Raw genomic sequence first — 23,826 nt, 5'->3', positions numbered from 1 at the left:
CACGATTCTCGCAAGGGAGGTCGTGGACAGGCGTAGGAGATCTCCTGCCAATCTTGAGTACCCCAGGTTTCACCACATTTTTGGCCAGTTTCGAAACAGATGCCTGGCGAGGTTCGGATGCATCTGGAAGTCAGGGAGTGGGGTGCTCCTACTTTTTACACACTGTACGGGGATGATATTATTATGTTTATTCTAAACTTTTGGACAATTCTTTATTGCATTGTTGTAGGGCTTTCTTGGGCACTTGCCGGTCTTCCCGCTAATGCCCAGACGGCACGGTCCGATCAGACAATCAGGCCGCTTCCCGATATTCGGGAGATCAACAAGCCCGATCATGTGGTCGTCATCGCTGGAAGTGGTGAACGTACGCGATACAAGATTGAAGTCGACGGTCGTATTGCAGCTGTAGAGGGCCGTCTAGGTGAGATTGATGTGGAGAGCAAGGCTGATGATTCCGTAACCGGACGCAACAAGGCCTCGGGTTTCGTGAGCACTGGCAATGTTGGCTTCCATATCTATGGTGAGATTGTTGCGATCGATCTGTCAGACTCGGAGGACGCCGAAGTTTTCGTTGATGGCGAAATCTGGCGTGATTCCCGCCGGCGTGTAGTTTCCGACGACTTGCTTACCTCCGGAATAGCGCCGCTTCCGTTTGATTTGAAACTGGATGATTACGATCACACTGCAGAACGCTACAGGCCAGGGGAGCGAGGAGATGTCCGTTCGATTGAAATCGTACTTCCCGGTGACTGGGAGGAGACCGAAATCTTCTACGAGGTCATCGACGGTCTTGCCGTTGTGGAGGGCGATATCATACTGGGCGCAGCCGACGATCTGGACAGATGGACAGAGGAGCCACAGGAAGCTCGTTCGGGGGTCGCGCAAGAAGGCGATGTCGGGACTGTCGTCCAGCCGCTCAACGTGGTCTCGAACCTTGATGTGCTCTGGCCTGGGGGTATCATACCCTACGAGCTTTCCTCCCGCCTTGCATTCACGCAGCGCCGGATTGTCGAACGAGCCGCCGATCAGCTCACTCACGATACCAATCTGAACGTGCGCCCAAGAGAAGCTGGCGATGAAAACTATGTTCGTGTGCGACCCGCAAGCGGTTGTTCCTCATCGATCGGGATGCAAGGCGGGCGGCAATCGATCCGATTGAGCGATGGCTGCACAATTGGAAACATGATGCATGAATTCCTCCATGCCGCCGGCGTGTTCCACGAGCAGAGCAGAACGGACAGGGCGCAGCATGTGATCGTTCATGAAGATCGGATCCAATGGTTCAAGGGCCACAATTTCGAGATCGAGCGCGATAGTCAGGGGCTCGGACCTTATGATTTCGGATCGATCATGCACTATGGACGGACGGCCTTCTCCCGAGACGACTGCGACGGTGCAGAATGCGTTACGATTGAACCGATAGACTCGTTGCCTGCCGGTGTGACGATGGGGCAGCGGGCTGGGCTGAGCTCTCAGGACATCGAAGCGATCAACTTGCTCTATCCAACGGCGCCCGGCCCGGAATTCGGTGAGGAATGGGGTGAGCAGAACTCCGCCACAGCGGTTGCGTTCGGAGATGTTAATGGTGACGGTCGTGACGAACTCGCCGTTGGCCGCCGCGCAGAGCAGCACAGTCGATTTTTCGTGATCGACAGGCCCCTTGAAGCTGGTTTCGAAGCAATATTCTCCGGCGGACAAGTGTGGGGCTCCGGCGCCTATACGACAGACCTGGCTTTCGGCGATATTGATGGTGACGGTCGTGACGAGCTCGCGGTCGCGCGGCGCGCGGGCTCTTCCAGCCGCTTCTTTGTCTTTGACGACGCCACGACCGGCTTTGCGCTCCTTCATTCCGGCGGACATGATTGGGGTCCATCCAGTTACGCGACGGCGGTAGCCTTCGGCGATGTTGATGGGGATGGCCGAGAGGAACTCGCTGTAGGCAGACGGGCCGGCGAGAATGATCGCTTCATGATCTACGACGACGCCGTGGCGGCCCAACCGTTCGCAAAGCTCGACGGTGGTGGCGCGGGCTGGGGTTCGGGTAGCTACACCACCGCTCTGGCCTTTGGCGACGTCAATAGTGATGGGACAGCGGAACTCGGCGTGGCGCGTCACGCCAGCGCCTACTCGCGTTATTACATTTATGCTCTTGAAGATGGCGAATTATCGACCCTTGAGAGCGGCGGTTCGGATTGGGGAGAGGATTACTACGCAACCGCAATCGCGTTCGGAGATATCGACAACGATGCCGCCGATGAATTTGTCGTCGGACGTTATGCACGCGAGAACTCAAGGTACTTTATCTTTGATGACAGCGATGCTGGCTTTGCGCCGCTTCGCCGAGGCGGCGATCAGTGGGGTAGCAGATATTATGCTGTCGGTGTCGATTTTGCCGATATCGATGGTGACGGGATAGACGAGGTTGCAGTCGCTAGAAATGCCGGCGAGAACAGTCGCGTTTTCCTACACGATGACGCCACGAATAATTTCGATCCCATGCCGTTCAATAGAAATAGGATCTGGCCGGGTGGCGTTGGGGCGACCGATATCGCGCTGGGTGACGCCGATGGTGATGGCGATGCCGATATCGCTGTGAGCCGCGACGAAGAGATTTACGGGAGGCCTCGCTATGAGGTCATCGTAGCGCAATAGTGCTATTGGCGCTGCCGGACAAAGCCGGACCAGATAACCCGCCCCCCTGAATTTGGGGCCATGCCATGGGGCCGTTCCCATACGGCCCCATGTGCGGGAAGGGCGCGGTGGAGAAATCCAGGACACCCACGATCTGTAGAAATTTTCCTACGGCACGATACGGCAATCCAAGTATGGGTCGGCTCGGGAGCTGGTGGCAGCATTGGTGCATGGCCTATCCACGCAGCCAACTGGTCAGCGACGAGGAACCCGGCTTCTTCCATTGTATTAGCCGGTGTGTGCGCCGCGCGTTTCTCTGCGGCGTCGATGCGCGTTCGGGCAAGAGCTTTGAACATCGTCGACAGTGGATCGAGGATCGGATCTTCAAGCTAGCTGACAGCTTCGCGGTTTCCGTGTACGCCTACGCCGTCATGTCGAACCATACGCACGTGGTTCTCCGAAGCGATCCGCAGGCGCCCTGGCGGTTGTCTGATTGGGAGGTCGCAGAGCGTTGGCTGGCCGTATTTCCCGGATCCATCAGCAACCGCGACGACCCGGCCTGCGTGGAACGAGCCACGCTCGCCCTCATGGGCAACACCGAGCGCCTGAACGTCATCCGCCAGCGTCTCGGCTCAATCAGCTGGTTCATGAGGGCGCTCAACGAGCCGATCGCCCGGATGGCCAATCGGGAGGACGGCTGTACGGGGCGATTCTGGGAGGGTCGGTTCAAGTGTCAGGCGCTGCTGGGCGAGCAGGCGGTTTTGTCCTGCATGGCTTACGTCGATCTCAATCCGGATCGTGCCGGCATGTGCGAGGCGCTCCGCGATTCCGAGCATACCTCCGGTGAGTTCGCACTCAAGAAGCTTCGAGAGCAGCCTATACCCTGGTAGCGCGTTCATGACCAAGACCTGGCCCGGAGCCGACAGCGCCAGGCGGCCCCTCATGGGCTAATTCGGCCCAAGACCCTAAATCCAGCGCCCTAGGGGCGATTCAGCGCCCCACTGCCCTTGCTCTCAGGAGATTCCCAAGCGTTACAGCCTGGGAAATTGGCCATTCGGCCAGAGATTTCGTGGGTGTCCTGGTTCTTTCGGGGATTTTTGGGTCATTTCCTACAGCCTGCCGCGCTATTGGCTGAATTCCCAACAAGAGACATCGCGCCAGCGTAGCTGGCATGGCCTATTCACGCAGTAAGCTGGTCAGCGACGAGGTATTCTTGGCTTCGCGAATACACACGACAAGGCGCCGAAGCCGCATGAATGCATCCAGCCAGGGCACTGAGCCGACCGCGGACTGGGCGGTCGCGTTGCAGGCGGTCGCCCAGAAGCAGACGCTAGAAGCAGGCCGCGCCGTGTTCCATCCGGGCATGGCCTGCAGCCACTACCTCATTGTCAGCGCCGGCTGCGTGCGGGTCTTCGTTTCCACTGCTTCGGGCCGGGAAGCAACGCTATACCGGGTCGAGCCCGGCCAGACCTGCGTACTGACGACCTCGTGCCTGCTGTCGGGCGACGCCTATCCGGCCCATGCCGTCACAGAGACGAATGTCGAAGTTCAAGTGGTACCGGCCACTGCTTTCGAAGAACTGCTCGACGACTCGCCGGCCTTCCGGCGCTTCGTATTCGAGAGCCTCGGCCGAAGGCTCACCACTGTGATCCAGCGATTCGAGGCGCACACCGACCGAGCCGTGCTGCCCCGCCTGGCCCGGTGTTTGCTTGAGGCCGGACACGGAAGCGACGTCGTCCGTCTCACACATCAGCAACTCGCCACCGAGCTCGGCACCGCGCGTGAAGTCGTCTCACGGCATCTCAAGCACCTGGAAGATAAGGGCCACCTTCGCCTCCAGCGCGGCGTCATCGAACTGCGCGACTGGCAAGCCCTGGCCGAAATCGTCGATGAGCCGCCAGTGTGACTAAGTCACCGACAGCGCCACCGGCCGAGCGTAGAGTCGGAACCGTTGCCATACTACGAATAGGAGTTCGCCATGGAACGCAATGTTGGAACGCTGGATCGCTCGATCCGCATCATCGCCGGCCTGGCTCTGATCAGCCTCGTATTCTTCGGTCCGCAGACGCCCTGGGGCTGGATCGGTCTCGTCCCGATACTGACAGGTCTTTCGGGGCGATGTCCGGCCTACATGCCCTTCGGCATTCGCACCTGCCCGGCAAACAAGCCGCACTGACAAGCCCCGGCCGGGGCCGGTTTCGCGCCGTACAACCTGCGCAATGAAATCGACGTCTTCCTCGAGGCCCTGACCAATCGCCGCGACATGCTGGCCTGATCAGTCAGCTGGTCGTTTCGCCGTGGGCGAATCGTTCTACGAGCAGCATGTGCGGCACGGTCAGCGCAGCCAGTGAGACGAATACCACCTGCAGCACTCGCGTTTCCGCGGGCTGGCTATCGCCGAGTATGAAGAAGGCCGTCAGTCCGATCATGACTGTAAGTAGCGTGAGCCCCACGATTACGCCCCCGGCGGCTGGTGAGAGGTGAACCCTGGGATCCCGCGCCACGTTGATCAAATGGCGAGGGCTGTGCAGAAAGCAGAAGTAGATGGCGAAGTAGACCAGCGGTGGTAACCACGCGGCGGCGACGATCAGCATGACCGGCTCGAGCATGGCCGCGGGTCTTCGGGGCCCCTGGATGAGCGCAAGCCACGCCAGGCCGGCGATGCCGGCGACAGCCATCACGCGCCACAACATCACCAGCAGCGCGATCGCTTGGCTGGTGTCGCTGTGCAGCGTGAGTAGCGCGAACAGCTCGGCCGCTCGATCGGGGTGGAACAGGATGGGCGCCCCAACCACGCCCAGTCCTGCCAGGAGTCTTTCGATGACATGCGTGGAACGGTTTCCGGGAAGGCGTGGCCAGTCATCGCCGAAGTGCCAGGCCGACATGAACAGGAACGCCGTCAGGCTGATTACGGGCAAGAGCCACCACATGAAAATGACCGCTGAGGCCAGCCCGATGTAGGCGGCCAGATGGACCGCCAATTGCCTCGCATCGTGCCAGAGTCCGGCCGCGCGGGCGACGAGCGGGTCCATGGCGCCGTGCGGGAGCCCGAAGACCGCAACCAGCGCCGCCAGCAGCGCGGCTCGGGTAGCGGTGCTCAGGGTCTCCAGCCAGGGCCACCCTACGATCAATAACGAGACCAGCAGCAGCCAGGCCAGCCGATGCCAGCGATCAACCCCGGACTCAGGCACCGAACGTATCAAGCTGACTCCGGGCCGTCCAGCCGGGCATCAGAAAGGGCAACTTCGGCAGAGCAAAGACCATGGAGAACACGTCGCCGATTCGCGCCTCGTCGCCTAGGAAGCGGGCAAGGCGATCGCCGCTCAGCCGACTTGCCATGCGCTCGAACAGCGCAGGCGCCAGCTGGGGGTTGCGCCGGATCACCTCGAGGAAGCGACGATCCATCGCTCGACGCCAGGCCGGTTCGGGCGGATGAGGGATCGGGTGGTCTCGCTTGACCAACGAACGAGCACAGGCCTGCGCCCAGCCTTGCATGCGCAAGAAACCATAACCGCTGGCCGAGCGGAGCGCCCCGGCGCCTGCCCCGGCCCGGGTGGGCCTGGTCGAGACGCTTCGGTTGTGTGGCCAGTGGCCCATCGGAAGGCGGCCGAATTCTTGTCGGATGACTTCGGCGCGCTCGCCGCCGGTCAAACGCTCCGTAGCACAACGCGTTTCGGCCCGAAGGGTTTCTGCGTCGAGTAGGCGCGGGCTAAAACGCGTCGACTCGATCAGCGCGTGATCGACCCCGAACGGCAACAGATAGGTGAATATGAACCCGGCTTGATCGCAATCCATCTCGAGCATCAGGCCAGCGCTGCCCGGATCGAAGCAGGGGGCATCGGTGCGAACCTCCTCCCCGACAAACTGCTGCCACAGCAACGGGCGAATCGATTCGTCAGGTCGCGTGTCGATCACATGAAGCGCCGTGAGCCGCCCGCTATCGGTTTCGACATGAAAGTGATCGTGGTGGTGTTCTATGCCGTGCACGTGCGTTGGGTGGCGCAGCGCCACGGACGAGGACGCGTTGATGTGGCGAATTTGCTGCCCGTAGTAATCGATCGCCCTTAGGCAGGCATAGCGTCGTTTCGATGGTCGTTGCACTACGGTATCGTGGCCGCGGCGGCTCATGGCCCAGGCGGACCAGCGCGCGCGAGCGTAGCCGAGCCAGGGGTTGTCGGGTTTCGCCCAGAACGACCAGCTGCGATCGTCCGTGTAGCGCTCACGCGCGTCGAGCAGTAAGGTCCTAGGTGCCCGGGCGCCATGTTCGCAGAGCGATCGGCCCAGGGCCAGGCCTGCGCAACCCGCGCCGATGACGAGCAGGTCGACGTCACTCATGGCGGCTGGACGTGGCCACGACAGGGGGCGCCTGGGAATCGAGTCCGGCCAGTGGTTCGTGCAGTCGCAGATCGTGGTCGCCGGGGTCGTCGCGCATCAGTTGACGAATGACCGAAGGTGGCGTGAGCAGACATTTCTGCCAGGTGGGCACGATCGTGCGTCCAGCCAGTGGATTCGCGCCGCGGGCGAGCATGCGCCGGCCGATCTGGCGGTACACGCGGCCAGCCACGCCGATAGCCAGCGCGGGGCGCAGGGGCAGGTAGCTCAGGCCCGACAGACCGCTGTCGTAGTAGGTTTCGGCACGACCCAGCATCTTGCGGCAGGCGGCGCCGACGCGCTTCGGGCAGCGCCTGAGGTCGACGGGCTCGATTTCGCCGACCCAGCTCGCCGGCAGGTAGCGCCGGTCGGCCTCGGCGTCTTCGCGGACATCCCGAGCGATATTGGTCAACTGCATGGCGATGCCCAGGTCGATGGCAAATGGCCGGGCTGCGGTCTCGCGCGCACCAAGGACCTGGCTCATCATCAATCCGACCGTGCCGGCTACCCGATAAGCGTATCGAACGAGCTCATCCCAGTCCTCGAGGCGAACGTGGCCCAGATCCTGTTCAAGGCCGTCGAGCAGGTCGAGGGCCGCGGACAGGGGAATGTCGCAGTCTTCGGACAGCGCCAGAAAATCGGCAACGTTGCGGCTCGATGGCCGGCGCAGTGCCAGGTCGCGGCGTACCCGGTCGAGATACCGGCGCGCCAGCGCCGGATGGCCCTCGTCGACCAGGTCGTCGAGCCAGCGGCAGAAGGCGTAGAGCCGCGCACTGCGCTCGAAGTCCCGACCACCGAGTAGCTGGCCGGCAAAATAGAAGCTTCGACCGTGGTGTCTGAGCACGGCAACGGCGCGGTCGACGGGGAGGTCCGGCCGGGTCGGTGTGAGGGTACTCATTGGGCCCTCGCTTGGGCCAGTGGCTGGCCGTCGGACTGCCTGGTCGGATCGGGCAATAGCCCTTCGACGACCTTTGCGGATGTCACGACCCCGGGCACTCCGGCGCCCGGATGGGTGCCCGCCCCGACCAGGTAGAGCCCCTCGGGTCCTTCGGAACGATTGTGATAACGAAACCAGGCGGACTGCCTGAACAGCGGCGCGATCGAGAATCCGGCGCCGTACTCGCTGAGATAGTCGTGCGAGAAGTCCTGGGGCGTCATGAAAAAGTCGGCGGTCATCACCTCCGACAGCCCGGGCATCAGGCGCGCCTCGAGTGCCTCGACGATGCGGACTTGAAGTTTCGGACCTTCCACCGACCAGTCGATGTCGGCGCTCAGATTGGGCACGGGGCAGAGAACATAGAAGCTGTCGCAGCCGGCCGGAGCGAATGAGGGGTCGGAAGCGGTTGGCCGGTGAAGATACAGCGAAAAGTCGTCGGCAAGCTTTCCGTGCTTGAAGATGTCGTCCAGAAGCCCCCGGTAACGCTTGCCCATGAGGATGGTGTGGTGGGCAACGTCGTCGAAGCGGCGCCGGGTGCCGAAGTACAGCACGAAAAGGCCCATCGAGTAACGCGAGCGACGACGCTTGATCCGAGCCGGCAGCCGAATCTCCCCTTCATCGAGCAGGCTGCCGTAGAGGTGTCCGGGGTCCGTGTTGGCGATGACCACTTCGGCCGGATAGTGTGTGCCGTCGCTCAGCTCAACGCCGCTTACCTGGCCGGATTGGGTCTGGATACGCTCGACGGTTCGTCCCATCTGGAGATCGATCCCGACTGACTGCATGAGGTCGGCCAGCGCATCGACCAGGGCACCCGTGCCGCCCCGGGGGAACCAGACGCCCCAGCGGCGCTCCAGGTAGTGAATCAGGCTGTAGATCGACGTGGTGTCGAACGGGTTGCCGCCGACGAGCAACGGCTGGATCGAGAACGCGCGGCGAATCCGGTCGTCTTGCAGGTGTTTGCTGACCAGCTGCCACACGCTTCGGTCGGCGCGAAGCCGGCCGAGCGCGGGAATCTGGGCTGCCATCGTGCGAATTCGATGGAAAGGCTGATCACCCAGCTTTTCGTAGCCGATCTCGAACAGCTGTCGTGAGTGCTCGAGCAACCCATGATAGCCGTCGACATCGGCAGGGTTGAAGCGCCGGATCTGTTCGAGTGTCTGCTCGAGATCGGCACCGTAGTCGAAGCGGCTGCCGTCGTCGAACTCGAAGCGGTACCAGGGATCGACCGGCATGAACTCGACGGCCTCACGGCGATCCTTGCCGAAGAGCTCGAACAGTTCATCGAACAGGTGCGGCGCCGTGATGACCGTGGGGCCGGCATCGTGCCGAAAGCCATCGCGCTCGAACACTTGGGCGCGTCCGCCAGGGCGGGTGCAGCGATCCACGAGCTTTACTTCATACCCCTTGGCGCGTGCACGCAGGGCGGCGGCCATGCCGCCGAAACCCGCGCCGATGACCACTGCCTGTGAGTGGCCCGCGCTCATCGCCGTTCCAGCTTCGCGGCCAGGCGCTCGATCAGGCCATCGAGCACGTTCTGGCACCCCTGCGGCAAGACGCTGAACCGTTGTCGTGCTTCCTCCAGGCGCAGTTTAGCCAGTTCGCGCGCTTGCTCGTGGGGATCGGAAACCTGCTGGATCCGGAGCTGGCCGATAATGTTGAGGCAGTGCTGTTCGGCGTCTTTGCTGGCGAGGTCGGTACCGACATCCTCCAGGTCGTCCAGGATTTGATAGGTGGTGGCCAGCTTTTTCATGCCGGCTTCTACGTTCGGCACAAGCGTCGCGAGATCGGTAGCGATCAATACAAGCTCGACCGGAAGCGACAGGAGCGGCCCGGACTTGCCGCCGACGATCGTCTCGTAACGCGGCAGCGAGCAGTGCTGTGTCGATAGGGTGAGCTCCTGGTTCTGGCCGCGAATGGTGCGGTGGATGGCCTGATGGACTCGGGCAACCAGGAGAGCCGAATCCGCCGAATCGGCCAGCAGCGGCTGCAGCGCAGCGTAGCTGGCCGACAGAAAGAGGTCGCCAATGACCAGCGCGACGTCAGGCCCGAATGCTTGCCACAGCGCGGCTCGCCCCCGCCTGATCGGGGATCGGTCCTGAATGTCATCGTGAATCAACGAGGCATTGTGAATAAGCTCGGCAGCTGCCGCTATGGCAACGCAATGGCGTTGATTCAGGCTGAGGCACTGACCGACGCTCAGTGCAAGCTGCGCGCGGGTTCGCCCACCGCCGCTCACCAGGTGGTGGTCGCAGGCTTGTCCCGTGACGCTCGTTTCGTCCGCGCCGGTTAGCTGGCGCATGAGGCTTTCGACGTCGTCGATCTGCGGCAGGGTCGCGTCGAGTGACGCCTGCGCGGGCAGTCGGGATACGGTTCCCATCACTGACCTCCTTGGCGACCGGTGGAAAAGCTCCCGGCCGGCGCACGCCGGCCGGGAGTCCTGGAGGCCATTATTGCGGCTGGTAGCCCTGCGCTTCGGACTTGCGCACTGCGATCTGGTAGATCAGTACGCCGAACAACGCCTTGGCCACGATGTCAGCGGCCGAGTAGCCGACTTCGATGATGGCCTTGGGCGTGCCGCCTTCGAGCGGAACGATCAGGGGCAGGAAGTAGACCACCGGATAGAAGAACCAAGCGGCGACCGTGAGGTTACGGGCCAACTTGATCAGACCCTTGGCCTCGGCGGGCTGGGCGTCAATGGCTTTCGACAGGCCCACGAACAGCTGGTAGACGATAATCAGGAACGGAATCATCGACAGAATGCCCCACAACCAGCGTTGTCCGTCGCTGGTGGCGATTTCGCCGGGGTAGCCCAGGATGATCATTGCGGCTGCCAGCAACGCCAGCGTAGTGCCTTTTTTGATCGTCTCCTCCTTGCTCAGTCGCATGACGAGAATCAGCTCGATCAGCAGCAAGGGTACAGTCAGCAGCCAGTCGACGTAACGATAAGCCTCGTTGTAGGCGTAAGTCGTCGATGCCGAAATCGTTCCCGCGACCAAATTGATGTCGTAGGCCTGACCCCAACTTTCGAAGATCCGCCAATAATGGTAGAGCGCGATGAAGGTCACCAGGCCCGTGATGGTGATCGCGGTCCGAAACTCGGGCGCGACCTGCGATCGGTTGATCCAGAAGAACAGCGTCGCCGCTGCCATCGTGGCCACCGTGAAGGAGAAAACGTTGTAGACCAGGGAAAACTGGCCAATGGTTGTCACTTCCATGTCTGACTCCCTGAACAGCTTGAGTTTCCATCGGCACCGGGCCGACTCGTAGTTGCGCTTTATTGCTTTTGTTGCATGCAGATTCGCTCGAGAGGGGTCAATTTAATGTCAACGCCCTCAGGCCACGTTTCAAGAAGAACCAGGACACCCACGATTTATAGGGCGCAACGGGCATTCACGCTGTTCGGCGGGATCCTACCGGCCCGATCAGCAGCCGGCGGGCCGGGAACGTGCCCTCGCCGTACTCCGGCGGGCCGCGGAATTTGACCTTTGCGGTTCCGGCATCCTCCAGGCGCAGTTGCAAACGACCCCAGGGCGAAGATCTGGACACCCATGATATTTAACTCCGAAAATCGTGGGTGCCCTGGTTCTTCTGTTTTTGCGGGTGTGCCGGTTCTCGGTACTGATCCTCTCCGATTTCGGAGAAAGAATCGTGGGTGTCCCGGTTTTCCCGGTTTTCCGGTTTCTAACAAAAACAATGCGTTGAAAACGATTCCGGGCAACGTGAACACCCATTCCGGCAATGTGAACACCAATTCCGGAAATTCGGCAAAAGTGTTCACGTTGAAACGGAATGGCTGTTCAGCTTGTTTCGGAATCGGTGTTCACGTTGGACCAGAATGGGTGTTCACGATGGGCCGGACTATGCATTCTGACGTCCTGGCAAGAGGTGTCCTGGTTTTCGCCAGAGCGGCAACATTCCCGGCAACCTTGTTTCTTGTCGAGGCACTAGAATGTCAGCGACGGCAACGGACACGGAACGAAGGCATTCAGCATGGTCACAGACGCAAATCTCTCCGGAAATCTGAGAAAGATGCAGACCCGACTGCGGGATGTGGCGCAGTACACGCTGTTGCTGGACGGTGTGCCAGTCGACATGAATGCAAAGATCGGCGAGACCCTATCGCTGCGTTTCGACGGCACCATCAACTGCATCGTCTGCGGCCGGGAAACCAAGAAGTCCTTCGGCCAGGGCTTTTGCTACCCCTGCTTTCGCGACGCGCCCGAAGCCAGCGAATGCATCATTCGCCCAGAGCTCTGTCGCGCCCATGAGGGCGAGGCCCGGGACATGGACTGGGCCGAGAAACACTGCCTCGTCGAACAGATCGTCTATCTCGCGCGAAGCTCCGCGATCAAGGTCGGTATCACGCGCGCCTCACAGATGCCCACCCGCTGGATCGACCAGGGTGCTACCGATGCCATCGTCTTCGCCCGTGTGCCCAATCGCTACACGGCAGGTCTTGTCGAAGTCGCGATGAAAGAGCACCTGACGGATCGAACGAACTGGCAGCGCATGCTGAAAAACGAAGTGATCGATGCCGATCTCGTGGCAACCAAGGCATCGCTGATCGACAAGCTGGGACCGGAACTACGGCAGTACATCGATTCCGATGACACGGTCTGCAAGATCAACTATCCGGTTGAACGCTACCCGGAGAAAGTCAAGAGCGTCGGCTTCGACAAGCAGCCGCAAATCGAAGGTCGCCTCGCCGGCATCAAGGGGCAGTACCTGATCTTCGACGACAACCGGGTGCTGAATATTCGCAAGCACAACGGCTATCGGATTGTGATGGAGGCGTGAGCCTCCGCGAATGCGAGAATCTGTGAGAGAACCTGGGCACCCCGAGAAGCGCGGCAAGCTGTCCGCCCATGAAGAAGCCCCGCCAGACAAGAAACTACGGGAACAGCCGATACCATGGTAGTGTCCTCCTGACCAAGACTTCGCCCAGAGCCGACGGCGCTGGCGCCTCCTCAAGGGCAACTCCGGGCTAAGATTCCAAATCCAGGTAAATATGGGCGATTTCGCGCCCCACTGGCCTCTCCATCAGCAGATCCTGACGCGTCATCACCTGGCACAAGGACCATTCGGCCGTAAATTCCGCGGGTGTCCTGGTTTTTGTTGGTTTTTCAGCATGGAAACCCGGCAATGGCCCGCCGATCGCGTCAGCAGGTCAGAGCGCCTGCAGCGCCTCCCGCGCTTGTTCAAAATCGGAATCGAACTCCAGCGCCTTTTCGAAAGCCTCTCGCGCGGCCTTCGTATCACCGCCCAGGGTCTCGATCATGCCCAGACGCCACCAGGCGGGCGGCAGGGGAACGGCCAGGTCTTCATCCGCCGCTCTCATTTCGATATAGCGCGTCATTGCCGCCCGGCCTTCGACCAGGTGCTCACCCGATAACGCCGCTGTTCGGCCAAGCTGGTAAACCACCATCGGATCCGGCTCTGGGCGGCCGGCATACGATTCAAGCACTTCGAATGCCTTGGCATACTGCTCCAGCTCCTGATAGCCAATACCCAGGGGCACGACGAGCGAGTCCCAATCCGGATGCTCCAAAAGCGCCGCTTCGAGCAACGCAACCGCGTCTTCCGTCTCGTCGTCTGCCAGGCGATTCTGCGCAAGCACCCTTACTCCACGCTCTGCATCGTGCTCGCGGATGAACTCGGCCTGCTCGTCCGCCTCGCCCATGTCGCCCCCCGCGATCCAGGGCGCACCGGCGAGAAAGCCGGCCAGGGATTCGCGCGCGTCCAGGTTCATGGGATCGATCTCGACCGCCTTGCGCAGACGCTTCCTGCCTCTGCGCGCGTCCCCCAGGGAGGACTCCATTCCGGCGCGCATCAGATAGATTCCCCCCAACATCCGCTGCAGTTCCGAATTCGGCGGCATCCGTTCCGCGGCGGCCTCAAGGTGATCTATGCTTTCATCAACTGTTTCTGACGCATAGGTCATACGCCCCAGCGTGAGATGAGCCTTCCCGCAATCGGGTTCCACCTCGAGCACCTGTGCGACAGCCTGTCTGTCCAGGTCGTCCACATTCCCGTCGATCCCCGGCAACTGGGCACAACTGAGGCCCGCAGCCAACGCCGCTTCGATAATCATTGGAATTCCTTAATCGAGTGAATCAAGTCTGTCGGTTGGAATCCTGAAATTGTGCCACAGGCAAAAGCGAGGCAGTCCCGAAATCTGCAGGAATCTGGAACACCGGGTGTTGCCGGATCAAGCGCGATAGAAAACCGGGACACCCACGATTTGTAGGAAATTCCCTACCGATCCTCACGACATTCGCCGGATGCCAAGGCAACCTGTTTGAGGCCAACATTGGCCCATGGCCTATCCACGCAGTCAATTGGTCAGCGACGAAGAGCCCGGATTCTTCCATTGCGTTAGCCGATGCGTCCGTCGCGCCTTCCTCTGCGGATTCGACAGCGCCACCGGCAAGGACTTCGAGCACCGACGTCAATGGATCGAAGACCGCATCTTCAAGCTGGCTGACAGCTTCGCAGTTTCCGTGTACGCCTACGCCGTCATGTCGAATCATACGCACGTGGTTCTCCGCAGCGACCCGCAAGCGCCCTGGCAGTGGTCGGACTGGGAGGTCGCAGAGCGTTGGCTGGCAGTATTCCCGGGGTCCATCAGCAACCGCGACGACCCGGCCTGCGTGGAACGCGCCACCCTCGCCCTCCTTGGTAACGCCAAGCGCCTGGACGTGATTCGTCAGCGACTCGGCTCGATCAGCTGGTTCATGCGCGCGCTCAATGAGCCAATCGCCCGCATGGCCAATCGCGAGGACGGTTGCACGGGTCGATTCTGGGAAGGCCGGTTCAAGTGTCAGGCGTTATTGGATGAGCAGGCCGTGTTGTCCTGCATGGCCTACGTGGATCTTAATCCGGTTCGAGCCGCCATGTGCGAGACGCTGCGCGATTCAGAACACACCTCCGTCCGGCACCGCCTCGAGTCGGCTCAATCTGCAATTGGCAAGGCACTTGGCCAGAGCGCCCAGGACCGGCCGCTCAAGCCAGTCGCCGGACTCGATAGCGACACGCTCTCCGAGTTGACGGAATCCAGCTATATCGACCTGGTCCGCTGGACCGGACTTCAGGCCAATCCCGGGAAACGTGGCAAGCTGTCCGCCGCTGACGAAGCGCCGCCCGAAGGCCTCTGGAGCGTCGCCAACCATCCCCGGGAGTGGATACGGCGTGTCCAGGGGACCGAGAGCCGCTACTACCGGGCAATCGGGTCGGCCGAAGCGCTGATGCTGAAGGCGGCTGATCTAGGCCAACGCTGGATGAAGGGTGTTTCCGGCGAGTTCGCGCTCAAGAAGCTACGGGAACAACCAATACCTTGGTAACCCGGCGCTGATCTGGACTTCCGGTTGAACGGCATGGACCGGACGACACCCCGTGCGTGAAATCGGCCCCAAACCTCCGGCGGGCCGCTCGACACGCCCAATCAGGGCCACTTCGACTCCATCCTCAGCAGATTTTGATCTCCGGGCGACCACACCGAGGCTGATTCAGCAGGGAAAATCGTGGGTGTCCTGGTTTTTGTATCCGGAGAGTTCGCGCTCAAGAAGCTGCGGGAACGGCCAGCCCCCTGGTAACGCTCTCCTGACCTGGACTTCAAAGCGACCGGAATGAGCCGGGCGCCAGCCCGTGCGTGAAATCGGCCTCAAACGAGCGGTGGACCGCTCTATCCGACCAATCGCGGCCACTTCGGCCCCAACTTCCGCAGATCTTGACTTCCGGGCGACCACGCCGAGGCTGATTGAGCCAAGAAAATCGTGGGTGTCCTGGTTTTTCAAAAGCGCGGCAAGCTTTCCGCCGCCGAGGAAGCACCGCCCGAGGGTCTATGGAGCGTCGCCAACCATCCCCGCGAGTGGATGCGGCGCGTCCAAGGTACCGAGAGCTGCTACTACCGGGCAATCGGGTCGGCCGAAGCGCTGATGATGAAGGCTGCCGACCTGGGCCAACAGTGGATGAAGGGCGTTTCCGGAGAGTTCGCGCTCAAGAAGCTACGAGAACAGCCAATACCTTGGTAGCCCGATCTGATCTGTACCTCCGGCTGAACGGAACGCTTCGGCCGCCAGCCTGTGGCCAAATCCCGGCTTAGACGGCTAACGGACCGCTCGACACGCCAAATCGGGGCCACTTCGACCCCATCCTCAGCAGATTTTCATCTCCAGGCGACCACGGAGAGGCTGATTTGGCCGGGCAAATCGTGGGTGTCCTGGTTCTTGCCCAGATAGCCCGGCCCGAGCATTCTGAAAGGCTCGGGCCGGGCTAACCCCCACGCAAGTTGCGCTGGTAACCAATCTACACGCTAATTGACAGCGGTTTCAGCATCCGTCTGCCGAGTCAAATGTGCGTAGAGCTCGGGATGATTCTCGGACAGCTTTGACAGCAGCATCTGATAGTGATCAGAATCAGCTGTGCCGCGCATGTTCACGTAGCTTTGCATGCTCCCTAAATCCGACCTAAGCGCAAGATCAAGTGTTCTTCGAACCTCTTCGAGATCACCTTCCTTTGCCGCAGCAAGAACATTGGCATTCTGAATTGCCGTCATCACGGCAACCCTCTCAGCACGTTCGGATTGTTGATAAAGCATGACTCCGGTTACTCCAAGAGCCGTCAGCAAAAGCGCAGTACAAATTATCCAAAGGAATCTCTCATTCATAGTCCACTCCGAGAGCAAAACTCTGCAATAAAGGTGTCAAAGCGGGCTGCATTGCACGCCGCTACCTGGAATATTACTCGATGTACATAGCAGCACTGAAGTACCGCCGCCTACGCGAACGAGGAAACCGCCACCGGCTCCGGAACCACCATACTGCGATCCAGCGACGCTCCCGTCCAATGGATTGCCATCAGAATCCGTAGCTGTTCCGTCCGCATAGAATAGCGTACCTACTGCAGTAGGACCAAGCCCCTTGACATCTAGCTGCAAGGTGTCACCATTGGGAAAAATGACCACGACCGTGTGGTGTTTTCCAAAAATCAGTGTTTTACTAACCGCCACGACTACGGACGTAAAACTCCTCAAATTCTCAAGCACAGAATCAACCAAATTGTGGTTCATTACGTACTGGAGAAAGTCAGGCTCCATTGCGCCACCAAAGCCTGCATCTGAGGCACTTCCACAATGAGTGCACGCATCCGGTGGGATTACGATATAGCTATCCTCGGTGGCATACTCCACTATCTCCTCAAATTCGGACTGCAGCGTCACTGGAGCCGGATCCGTTGCCACAAGAATCATCGGGGGCGCAGTGCCTTGGTGCTCAATGTAGACGCTTGCTTCGATTAACTCAACTTGATTATGGTTGGCAACCATAAACTCATATGTACCATCAGGGCGATGCTCGACCTGCCCCTCCAGAAAAACACGGTAGTCAAATTGAGAATCGCATGTCCCGCACACAACCCACTCAGGATCTTGAGCATTAGCATTGGCGGCGAAGAATAGCATTCCAATTAAGGCGACTAGTCGCATAACCACAAGCCTCCGTAGTTTCAAAGGACAAAACAATCACCATGTGTCTCGCGGCGTAAGAGATGTATGATCCAATCTAACCGCACACACAACTGCCCCCCATCGAAGCGAGCCGACCAATTCGCGTATGTGGCTCGCCTCCACCAATGGCGACATGAAAGGCCACCGGCCCCAACAGTAGCCGATAGCAGGAAAAAGCCTATCAAATGTAAAAAGTGCCGGTCAACCTCAGGGGAATTTGGTAGATATCCAGGGCAACTACGATGCCGCAGGAGATCTCCTACGGATCGGCAAGGTGGTTCCCCGATTGATCGACAATGATGTCTCCGGCGCCAAGAAGGGCATAAGTGATCGAAACCAGGACGCCCTCGATTGTCGGCTGCCTGAATCAGGTCAGCCAGGTCTTGCGATCGCTGGTCCGCTTAGCTACACACGCTATAACTTCCGCGTCACCTTACTTTGCAAGGCCGCTCACCTATGCGACAGCGGACCTTCAATTGGCCTCGTCCAAGCATGGGAATCCAGGAGGAATCCAGGACACGGAGGAATCCAGGACACCCATGATTTGGGGAATCCAGGACACCCACGATTTGTAGGAAATTTCCTACACTGCAGCGCGGCAATCTTCGGATTCCATTGGACGGATCTCTTTGTCAGGCTTCCAGCATGGCCTACCCACGCAGCCAACTGGTCAGTGACGAGGAGCCCGGCTTCTACCATTGCGTGAGCCGGTGCGTCCGGCGTGCGTTTCTGTGCGGATTCGATCAGGAATCGGGCAGGAACTTCGAGTACCGCCGGAAATGGATCAAGGATCGGATCTACACGCTGGCAGAGAGCTTCGCGGTCTCCGTTTTTGCGTATGCCGTCATGTCGAACCACACGCACGTTGTATTCCGTAGTGACCCGCAAACGCCCTGGCAGTGGTCTGATTGGGAGGTCGCAGAGCGTTGGCTGGCAGTATTCCCGGGGTCTATCAGCAATCGCGACGACCCGGCCTGCGTGGAGCGGGCCACCCTCGCCATCCTCGGGAACACCGAGCGCCTGGAAGTCATTCGTCAGCGCCTCGGATCGATCAGCTGGTTCATGCGCGCGCTCAACGAACCTATCGCCCGCATGGCCAACCGCGAGGACGGCTGTACGGGTCGGTTCTGGGAAGGCCGGTTCAAGTGTCAGGCGCTGCTCGATGAGCAAGCCGTTCTGTCCTGCATGGCCTACGTCGATCTCAATCCGGTTCGCGCCGGCATGTGCGAGACGCTTCGCGACTCCGAACATACCTCCGTGCGATACCGAATCGAATCGACTCAAAACGCAATTGGAAAGGCGCTTGGCCGTTGCTCTCAGGAGCAGGCGCTCAAACCTGTCGCTGGTCTCGAGGTCGACACTCTCGCCGATTTGACAGAATCCAGCTACATCGATCTGGTCCGCTGGACCGGGCTCCAAACCCATCCTGAAAAGCGCGGCAAGCTTTCCGCCGCCGAGGAAGCACCGCCCGAGGGTCTATGGAGCGTCGCCAATCATCCCCGCGAGTGGATGCGGCGCGTGCAGGGGACCGAGAGCCGCTACTACCGGGCGATCGGATCCGCTGAGGCCCTGATGATGAAAGCGGCCGACCTGGGCCAACGATGGATGAAAGGCATTTCGGGAGAATTCGCGCTCAAGAAGCTACGAGAACAGCCAATACCTTGGTAGCCCCATCCTGACCTGGGCTTCCGGTTGAACGGCATAGACCGGACACCAGCCCGTGCTCAGAATCGGCCCCAGACGACCGGCACAGCGCTTGGCACCCCAAGTCGCGGCCACTTCAGGCTCATTCTCAGCAGATTCCGATGTCCCGCCCACCCAGGAGAGGCTGATTCAGCCGAGGAAATCGTGGGTGTCCTGGTTTTCACTCTCGATCCGGCGCAAGTGGTAGCGAATGTTGCCCTCACTCATGTTGAGTTGGCGGGCGATGTCCCGCTTCGGAACGCCCTTGCGGGCCAGAGTCTTGATGGTCATACGTACCTCCAGGTCAGTGGTCATCGGTACGCTGCTCCCTGCAATCGACAGGAATGCAGCGTAGACAATCACCCCGGGGTGCGTAAATCTGGGTGTCGCCTTATCGGCAGGTTACGGTGTCGCTCTACACCATCCGAATGGCTCGTTCCCGGACTTCCGGGCTGTATCTTCTCTTGTCGTTCATGGCTCCATCCTCTCAAATGATGGAGTCTCCGGTAAAACCGGGGCGGTTCAGACAGGCCAATTCGGGCCACTTCTGGGCCCATTCTCAGAAGATTCCGAGGCGCTGCCCAATGACAAGAGGCCGATTTGCCCAGGCAAATCGTGGGTGTCCTGGGTTTTCCGGTGCTCGCCACACTTTATGGGAGAGCAGTGTGTGCCCGGCTACCCCTCCGTCAACCGCCAACTACCTGTTGAGAACTAGTTCAGGATCTCTATCTCGCGAGTAGCCGCGGTAGTCGTAGTGCCCAAGAAACTCCAGTTCCCTACTAAATAGGACGATGACACCCTCCGCCCCAGTGTGTATTCTTTCGAGTGGAGGAATTTCTTCTCTAGCAGGGTCTACAGTGTTCTCGAGTGCAGCGACCGCATAGAACGGTCCAAAACTATAGAAGCCCACGTCGAACTTGTAGAATTCGCCCGACTCGGTTTGCTTTTGCACTGCAAGCAAAGGAGCTGCCTTTTCCCACAATTTTTCGCAAATTCCGCGAGCGGCTTGATCTGTAAGTGCAACTGGTTCAGTTGAACCAACGGCAGCGCGCGCGCGCGCATTGCTCCAGTCCTCACTACGTCGTGCAAAACTCATCATGTGGCTCTCGACTCGATCGCTTGGGGTCATGCAAGCCGGGCCCACTTCACCCCGATCGTCTGCGACAACTGAACCTAGACCGGAAAACAAAAATAAGGCGGCCAAGCTAATTCGGTACCAATTCATAGCAAATCTCCATTTCCGTAGGATTACATCCCTATTCAATAGCATCTGTTTGATTCGTCAAGCACGTCCCCATTTTCGTCAAATATTGTCAGTTGATCACCATCTATCACTACCCCGATAATGTTTACGCCATAGAACTGTTGAAGCGAAGTTAGCGCATCATCATCAAACGTCCCCGGGCCTGGACGGTAGACCAACTCTGCTCCACCGTCAGGTGGGCCGCATGCAGGCTCTTGATCATCACCGTTGGACCATGGATGTGTATGTACGAATATCGATCCATCCGGAATAGTTAGTCCTTCCATTACAGACGCATCAAAGCCAAAACCGCACGCTGTTTGATTTATCAGAGCCCCGATCGCTCCTAAATCTATCGTTGTGCCGTCAGGCAAAATGAACCCAGCCTGTTCGATGCCTGCATACCCACTCCTTTCTCTGCCCGCCCTGAACTCTGAGAAGTTGGAATCTTCGAAAAGATCCTCCAAGAACTCTTTCTCGGAATTGAGATCTGAATTCTGCGAGTCGCACGGAAGATCGGGAGGGTCAGGGCGAACTCTCAGGTCCGGTTCACCGGGCGTTCCCCCACCTCCACCTCCTCCTCCAATTGAGAGCCTTGGAAACATTGTACCCAACGAGGCAAAGCTAACCCCCATCCCAATCACGGTGATGCGGTCACCAACCCACGGGTCATGCAATTGGGGTGGAGGAGATGCAGAATGCGGGTCATAGCAGATGTTATCCTCATCGCACCACGGGCCGCCAATCGGTGGAGTTGAATAGGCCTCAAGATCCCCTGGAGCGCTTGGCTCTTCTGAGACTCCAGGCACTTCCCATGTGGCAACTACTTCGTATACGGCATACCCAACACCCTCCTCAACCTTTATCACTCGCCCTACGGTGCCTCCAGACACAGAGAAGGAGCACAAAAGCAAGACAGCACAGATACACCATTTCTTGCAGTCAATCGGCATCGTCATAAACTCCTCTCGAGTTGCTCGAACGGAGTCATGCGACCAGCGCTGATAGTAGAGTTACCGTACGAAATGAGCTCCGCCCTGATAAAAGTGGGCCAACGCTAGCTGCATGTACGTAGATGCGTGACCATCCCCCCGAACGGAAACGCCGCCAATACCCTAGCACAGGAAATTTCTGTCATTCAAGAGCACGAGAACAAGGACGCGCAGAGCCAGCGCAGAACCAGGACAAGACAACCACGGTTTGTAGGAAATGTCCTATAGATCGACGGGGCAGTCTCCCGATTGGCCAACATAGTTTCGGGGGAACTCAGCACCGGAATTCCGGAATTCAGTACACCCACGATCTGTAGGAGTTTTCCTACATCACGGCAAGGCAGTCTAAGGATTGGCTACCTCGCGGTCTGGTGGCAGGATCAACGTATGGCCTATCCGCGCAGGAGAATCGGGACACCCACGATGAGGAGAATCCGGAGAATCCGGGAGGAGAATCCGGAGAATCCGGGAGGAGAATCGGAGGAGAATCCGGGACACCCACGATTTGTAGGAAATTTCCTACCGATCCTCACGACATTCTCCGGATGCCAAGGCAACCTGCTTGAGGCCAACATTGGCACATGGCCTATCCACGCAGTCAATTGGTTAGCGACGAAGAGCCCGGATTCTTCCATTGCGTTAGCCGATGCGTCCGGCGCGCCTTCCTCTGCGGATTCGACAGCGCCACCGGCAAGGACTACGAGCATCGGCGTCAGTGGATCGAAGATCGGGTCCTAAAGCTGGCCGACAGCTTCGCGGTTTCCGTGTACGCCTACGCCGTCATGTCGAACCATACGCACGTGGTTCTCCGCAGCGATCCGCAAGCGCCCTGGCAGTGGTCTGATTGGGAGGTCGCAGAGCGTTGGCTGGCGATCTTCCCAGGGTCCATCAGCAATCGCGACGATCCGGCCTGCGTGGAGCGAGCCACCCTCGCCCTCCTCGGGAACACCGAGCGCCTGGAAGTCATTCGTCAGCGCCTCGGCTCGATCAGCTGGTTCATGCGCGCGCTCAACGAACCTATCGCCCGCATGGCCAACCGCGAGGACGGCTGTACGGGTCGGTTCTGGGAAGGCCGGTTCAAGTGTCAGGCGCTGCTGGATGAGCAGGCTGTGTTGTCCTGCATGGCCTACGTGGATCTCAATCCGGTGCGCGCCGGCATGTGCGAGACGCTGAACGACTCGGAACACACGTCTGTACGGCACCGGCTCGAATCAGCTGGATCTGCTATTAGAAAGGCGCTTGGCCGTGGCTCTCAGGACCAGGCACTCAAGCCGGTCGCCGGCCTGGATGTCGACGCCTTGGCGGAGCTCACCGAATCCAGCTACATCGATCTGGTTCGCTGGACCGGACTCCAGGCCCATCCTGACAAGCGCGGCAAGTTATCCCCCACCGAGGAAGCGCCGCCCGATGGTCTATGGAGCCTCGCCAACCACCCCCGCGAGTGGATGCGGCGCGTGCAGGGCACCGAGAGGCGCTACTACCGGGCAATCGGGTCCGCCGAGGCGCTAATGCTGAAGGCTGCCGATCTGGGCCAGCGCTGGATGAAAGGCGTATCCGGGGAATTCGCCCTCAAGAAGCTACGAGAACAGCCAGTCCCCTGGTGACGTTCTCCTGACCCGGAATTTGGATTGACCGGAATGAGCCGGGTGCCAGCCCGTGCGCGAAATCGGCTTCAGACCACCAGCGGACGGATTGATACGCCCAATCGCAGCCAATTTAGCCCCAACTTCCGCAGACTTCTATCTCAGGACGACCACGGAGAGGATGATTTAGCCAGGAAGATCGTGGGTGTCCTAGTTTTCCCTACCAGCCCGTGGGCGAACTCGGCCTCAGACCACCAGCGGGCCGCTCGACACGCCAAATCAGGGCCACTTTGACTCCATCATCAGCAGATTTTGATGCCCAGGCGACCGCACCGAGGCTGATTCAGCCAGGAAAATCGTGGGTGTCCTGGTTTTTCCCCCTACTACCGGGCAATCGGGTCCGCCGAGGCGCTAATGCTGAAGGCTGCCGATCTGGGCCAGCGCTGGATGAAAGGCGTGTCCGGAGAGTTCGCGCTCAAGAAGCTACGAGAACAGCCAGTCCCCTGGTGACGTTCTCCTGACCTGGAATTTCGATTGACCGGAATGAGCCGGGTGCCAGCCCGTGCGCGAAATCGGCTTCAGACCACCGGCGGACGGCTTGATACGCCCAATAATCGCAGCCAATTCAGCCCCAACTTCCGCAGACTTCTATCTCAGGACGACCACGGAGAGGATGATTTAGCCAGGAAGATCGTGGGTGTCCTGGTTTTTCAGCTTGTAGATCCGAGCCTCGTTCCATTGCCGGCGATGTTCGAAGTCCTGGCCGGTGGAACTGTCGGTGCCGCACAGAAACGCACGCCGGACGCACCGGCTCACGCAATGGTAGAAGTCGGGCTCCTCGTCGCTGACCCGTTGGCTGCGTGGATAGGCCATGGGCCAATGCT

The 23,826-nt window shown here is 59.7% G+C and carries 22 protein-coding genes; 9 read left to right on the top strand and 13 right to left on the bottom strand.

Translation table 11 applies throughout. The features are described from left to right. The first annotated feature begins 117 nt into the window (after window positions 1–117). From ACDC67_RS08775 to ACDC67_RS08760, 4 genes are all read left to right on the top strand, one after another. Window positions 118–2,652 carry a M12 family metallopeptidase gene (locus ACDC67_RS08775; RefSeq protein WP_376692368.1) on the top strand — a complete coding sequence of 845 codons (2,535 nt, stop codon included), beginning with the start codon at window positions 118–120 and terminating at the stop codon, window positions 2,650–2,652. A gap of 209 nt (window positions 2,653–2,861) precedes the next feature. Continuing rightward, window positions 2,862–3,521, top strand: coding sequence for a transposase (locus tag ACDC67_RS08770; RefSeq protein ID WP_376692367.1), 660 nt, complete (start codon window positions 2,862–2,864; stop codon window positions 3,519–3,521). Window positions 3,522–3,883: 362 nt separating this feature from the next. Beyond that, on the top strand, window positions 3,884–4,537 hold the full coding sequence (locus ACDC67_RS08765; RefSeq protein ID WP_376692365.1) for a Crp/Fnr family transcriptional regulator: 654 nt from the start codon (window positions 3,884–3,886) through the stop codon (window positions 4,535–4,537). A gap of 72 nt (window positions 4,538–4,609) precedes the next feature. Further along, window positions 4,610–4,807, top strand: a complete 198-nt coding sequence (locus ACDC67_RS08760) for a YgaP family membrane protein (protein WP_376692363.1) — start codon at window positions 4,610–4,612, stop codon at window positions 4,805–4,807. A gap of 103 nt (window positions 4,808–4,910) precedes the next feature. On the opposite strand, the gene ACDC67_RS08755 is transcribed toward ACDC67_RS08760, so the two are convergent. From ACDC67_RS08755 to ACDC67_RS08730, 6 genes are all read right to left on the bottom strand, one after another. Then, window positions 4,911–5,822 (bottom strand): Brp/Blh family beta-carotene 15,15'-dioxygenase, encoded by a 912-nt coding sequence (locus ACDC67_RS08755; RefSeq protein ID WP_376692362.1) that lies wholly within the window; start codon window positions 5,820–5,822, stop codon window positions 4,911–4,913. Next, the gene (locus tag ACDC67_RS08750) at window positions 5,815–6,966 is read right to left on the bottom strand and encodes a lycopene cyclase family protein (RefSeq protein WP_376692360.1); all 1,152 of its coding nucleotides are present in this window, start codon (window positions 6,964–6,966) and stop codon (window positions 5,815–5,817) included. Before ACDC67_RS08750 ends, ACDC67_RS08755 begins: the two co-directional genes overlap by 8 nt. Continuing rightward, window positions 6,959–7,900, bottom strand: a complete 942-nt coding sequence (locus tag ACDC67_RS08745) for a phytoene/squalene synthase family protein (protein WP_376692359.1) — start codon at window positions 7,898–7,900, stop codon at window positions 6,959–6,961. Before ACDC67_RS08745 ends, ACDC67_RS08750 begins: the two co-directional genes overlap by 8 nt. Next, a complete protein-coding gene (crtI, locus tag ACDC67_RS08740; protein WP_376692357.1) occupies window positions 7,897–9,423 on the bottom strand; it encodes a phytoene desaturase family protein in 1,527 nt (508 codons plus the stop codon). The genes ACDC67_RS08745 and crtI overlap by 4 nt, the downstream gene beginning before the upstream one ends. Further along, window positions 9,420–10,316 carry a polyprenyl synthetase family protein gene (locus ACDC67_RS08735; protein ID WP_376692356.1) on the bottom strand — a complete coding sequence of 299 codons (897 nt, stop codon included), beginning with the start codon at window positions 10,314–10,316 and terminating at the stop codon, window positions 9,420–9,422. The genes crtI and ACDC67_RS08735 overlap by 4 nt, the downstream gene beginning before the upstream one ends. A gap of 70 nt (window positions 10,317–10,386) precedes the next feature. Then, window positions 10,387–11,154 (bottom strand): bacteriorhodopsin-like, encoded by a 768-nt coding sequence (locus ACDC67_RS08730; RefSeq protein ID WP_376692354.1) that lies wholly within the window; start codon window positions 11,152–11,154, stop codon window positions 10,387–10,389. Window positions 11,155–11,989: 835 nt separating this feature from the next. Here ACDC67_RS08730 and ACDC67_RS08725 point away from each other — a divergent pair. After that, window positions 11,990–12,736 (top strand): DUF2797 domain-containing protein, encoded by a 747-nt coding sequence (locus ACDC67_RS08725; RefSeq protein WP_376692353.1) that lies wholly within the window; start codon window positions 11,990–11,992, stop codon window positions 12,734–12,736. 370 nt (window positions 12,737–13,106) lie between these two features. On the opposite strand, the gene ACDC67_RS08720 is transcribed toward ACDC67_RS08725, so the two are convergent. After that, window positions 13,107–14,030, bottom strand: a complete 924-nt coding sequence (locus tag ACDC67_RS08720) for a tetratricopeptide repeat protein (protein WP_376692351.1) — start codon at window positions 14,028–14,030, stop codon at window positions 13,107–13,109. A 226-nt stretch (window positions 14,031–14,256) separates the two neighbouring features. Between ACDC67_RS08720 and ACDC67_RS08715 the strand changes: the two genes are divergently transcribed. Together ACDC67_RS08715 and ACDC67_RS08710 are read left to right on the top strand one after the other, a co-directional pair. Beyond that, a complete protein-coding gene (locus tag ACDC67_RS08715) occupies window positions 14,257–15,279 on the top strand; it encodes a transposase (protein ID WP_376692350.1) in 1,023 nt (340 codons plus the stop codon). Window positions 15,280–15,711: 432 nt separating this feature from the next. After that, window positions 15,712–15,969, top strand: a complete 258-nt coding sequence (locus ACDC67_RS08710; RefSeq protein WP_376692348.1) for a hypothetical protein — start codon at window positions 15,712–15,714, stop codon at window positions 15,967–15,969. Between the two features lie 281 nt (window positions 15,970–16,250). Here ACDC67_RS08710 and ACDC67_RS08705 read toward each other — a convergent pair whose 3' ends face one another. Continuing rightward, the gene (locus tag ACDC67_RS08705; RefSeq protein ID WP_376692346.1) at window positions 16,251–16,604 is read right to left on the bottom strand and encodes a hypothetical protein; all 354 of its coding nucleotides are present in this window, start codon (window positions 16,602–16,604) and stop codon (window positions 16,251–16,253) included. Window positions 16,605–16,640: 36 nt separating this feature from the next. Continuing rightward, window positions 16,641–17,420, bottom strand: coding sequence for a hypothetical protein (locus tag ACDC67_RS08700; protein ID WP_376692345.1), 780 nt, complete (start codon window positions 17,418–17,420; stop codon window positions 16,641–16,643). A 666-nt stretch (window positions 17,421–18,086) separates the two neighbouring features. On the opposite strand from ACDC67_RS08700, the gene ACDC67_RS08695 reads away from it, so the two are divergent. Further along, entirely contained in the window at window positions 18,087–19,109 is a 1,023-nt protein-coding gene (locus ACDC67_RS08695; RefSeq protein WP_376692343.1) for a transposase, read from the top strand. 165 nt (window positions 19,110–19,274) lie between these two features. Here ACDC67_RS08695 and ACDC67_RS08690 read toward each other — a convergent pair whose 3' ends face one another. From ACDC67_RS08690 to ACDC67_RS08680, 3 genes are all read right to left on the bottom strand, one after another. Continuing rightward, entirely contained in the window at window positions 19,275–19,415 is a 141-nt protein-coding gene (locus ACDC67_RS08690; protein ID WP_376692341.1) for a winged helix-turn-helix transcriptional regulator, read from the bottom strand. Window positions 19,416–19,821: 406 nt separating this feature from the next. After that, window positions 19,822–20,223: a hypothetical protein gene (locus tag ACDC67_RS08685; protein ID WP_376692338.1), complete on the bottom strand. Its 402-nt coding sequence runs from the start codon at window positions 20,221–20,223 to the stop codon at window positions 19,822–19,824. A gap of 161 nt (window positions 20,224–20,384) precedes the next feature. Beyond that, window positions 20,385–21,320 carry a hypothetical protein gene (locus ACDC67_RS08680; protein ID WP_376692337.1) on the bottom strand — a complete coding sequence of 312 codons (936 nt, stop codon included), beginning with the start codon at window positions 21,318–21,320 and terminating at the stop codon, window positions 20,385–20,387. Window positions 21,321–21,940: 620 nt separating this feature from the next. Here ACDC67_RS08680 and ACDC67_RS08675 point away from each other — a divergent pair. After that, entirely contained in the window at window positions 21,941–22,963 is a 1,023-nt protein-coding gene (locus tag ACDC67_RS08675; RefSeq protein ID WP_376692336.1) for a transposase, read from the top strand. Between the two features lie 657 nt (window positions 22,964–23,620). On the opposite strand, the gene ACDC67_RS08670 is transcribed toward ACDC67_RS08675, so the two are convergent. Then, window positions 23,621–23,815: a transposase gene (locus ACDC67_RS08670; RefSeq protein WP_376692335.1), complete on the bottom strand. Its 195-nt coding sequence runs from the start codon at window positions 23,813–23,815 to the stop codon at window positions 23,621–23,623. Between the last annotated feature and the right edge of the window lie 11 nt (window positions 23,816–23,826).

Source organism: Wenzhouxiangella indolica (assembly GCF_042310355.1).
Classification (GTDB): Bacteria; Pseudomonadota; Gammaproteobacteria; order Xanthomonadales; family Wenzhouxiangellaceae; genus Wenzhouxiangella.
This window is presented reverse-complemented; position numbering and strand designations above follow the sequence as displayed.

What these genes read in the sequence shown, in the direction of transcription:
- ACDC67_RS08695 (WP_376692343.1), top strand. Translation starts at nt 18,087, where the DNA reads ATGGCCTACCCACGCAGCCAACTGGTCAGTGACGAGGAGCCCGGCTTC.
- ACDC67_RS08770 (WP_376692367.1), top strand. Translation starts at nt 2,862, where the DNA reads ATGGCCTATCCACGCAGCCAACTGGTCAGCGACGAGGAACCCGGCTTC.
- ACDC67_RS08750 (WP_376692360.1), bottom strand. Translation starts at nt 6,966, where the DNA reads ATGAGTGACGTCGACCTGCTCGTCATCGGCGCGGGTTGCGCAGGCCTG.
- ACDC67_RS08690 (WP_376692341.1), bottom strand. Translation starts at nt 19,415, where the DNA reads ATGACCATCAAGACTCTGGCCCGCAAGGGCGTTCCGAAGCGGGACATC.
- ACDC67_RS08685 (WP_376692338.1), bottom strand. Translation starts at nt 20,223, where the DNA reads ATGATGAGTTTTGCACGACGTAGTGAGGACTGGAGCAATGCGCGCGCG.
- ACDC67_RS08715 (WP_376692350.1), top strand. Translation starts at nt 14,257, where the DNA reads ATGGCCTATCCACGCAGTCAATTGGTCAGCGACGAAGAGCCCGGATTC.
- ACDC67_RS08760 (WP_376692363.1), top strand. Translation starts at nt 4,610, where the DNA reads ATGGAACGCAATGTTGGAACGCTGGATCGCTCGATCCGCATCATCGCC.
- ACDC67_RS08705 (WP_376692346.1), bottom strand. Translation starts at nt 16,604, where the DNA reads ATGAATGAGAGATTCCTTTGGATAATTTGTACTGCGCTTTTGCTGACG.
- ACDC67_RS08670 (WP_376692335.1), bottom strand. Translation starts at nt 23,815, where the DNA reads ATGGCCTATCCACGCAGCCAACGGGTCAGCGACGAGGAGCCCGACTTC.
- ACDC67_RS08680 (WP_376692337.1), bottom strand. Translation starts at nt 21,320, where the DNA reads ATGCCGATTGACTGCAAGAAATGGTGTATCTGTGCTGTCTTGCTTTTG.
- ACDC67_RS08745 (WP_376692359.1), bottom strand. Translation starts at nt 7,900, where the DNA reads ATGAGTACCCTCACACCGACCCGGCCGGACCTCCCCGTCGACCGCGCC.
- ACDC67_RS08775 (WP_376692368.1), top strand. Translation starts at nt 118, where the DNA reads ATGCATCTGGAAGTCAGGGAGTGGGGTGCTCCTACTTTTTACACACTG.
- ACDC67_RS08675 (WP_376692336.1), top strand. Translation starts at nt 21,941, where the DNA reads ATGGCCTATCCACGCAGTCAATTGGTTAGCGACGAAGAGCCCGGATTC.
- ACDC67_RS08765 (WP_376692365.1), top strand. Translation starts at nt 3,884, where the DNA reads ATGAATGCATCCAGCCAGGGCACTGAGCCGACCGCGGACTGGGCGGTC.
- ACDC67_RS08735 (WP_376692356.1), bottom strand. Translation starts at nt 10,316, where the DNA reads ATGGGAACCGTATCCCGACTGCCCGCGCAGGCGTCACTCGACGCGACC.
- ACDC67_RS08720 (WP_376692351.1), bottom strand. Translation starts at nt 14,030, where the DNA reads ATGATTATCGAAGCGGCGTTGGCTGCGGGCCTCAGTTGTGCCCAGTTG.
- crtI (WP_376692357.1), bottom strand. Translation starts at nt 9,423, where the DNA reads ATGAGCGCGGGCCACTCACAGGCAGTGGTCATCGGCGCGGGTTTCGGC.
- ACDC67_RS08700 (WP_376692345.1), bottom strand. Translation starts at nt 17,420, where the DNA reads ATGCGACTAGTCGCCTTAATTGGAATGCTATTCTTCGCCGCCAATGCT.
- ACDC67_RS08730 (WP_376692354.1), bottom strand. Translation starts at nt 11,154, where the DNA reads ATGGAAGTGACAACCATTGGCCAGTTTTCCCTGGTCTACAACGTTTTC.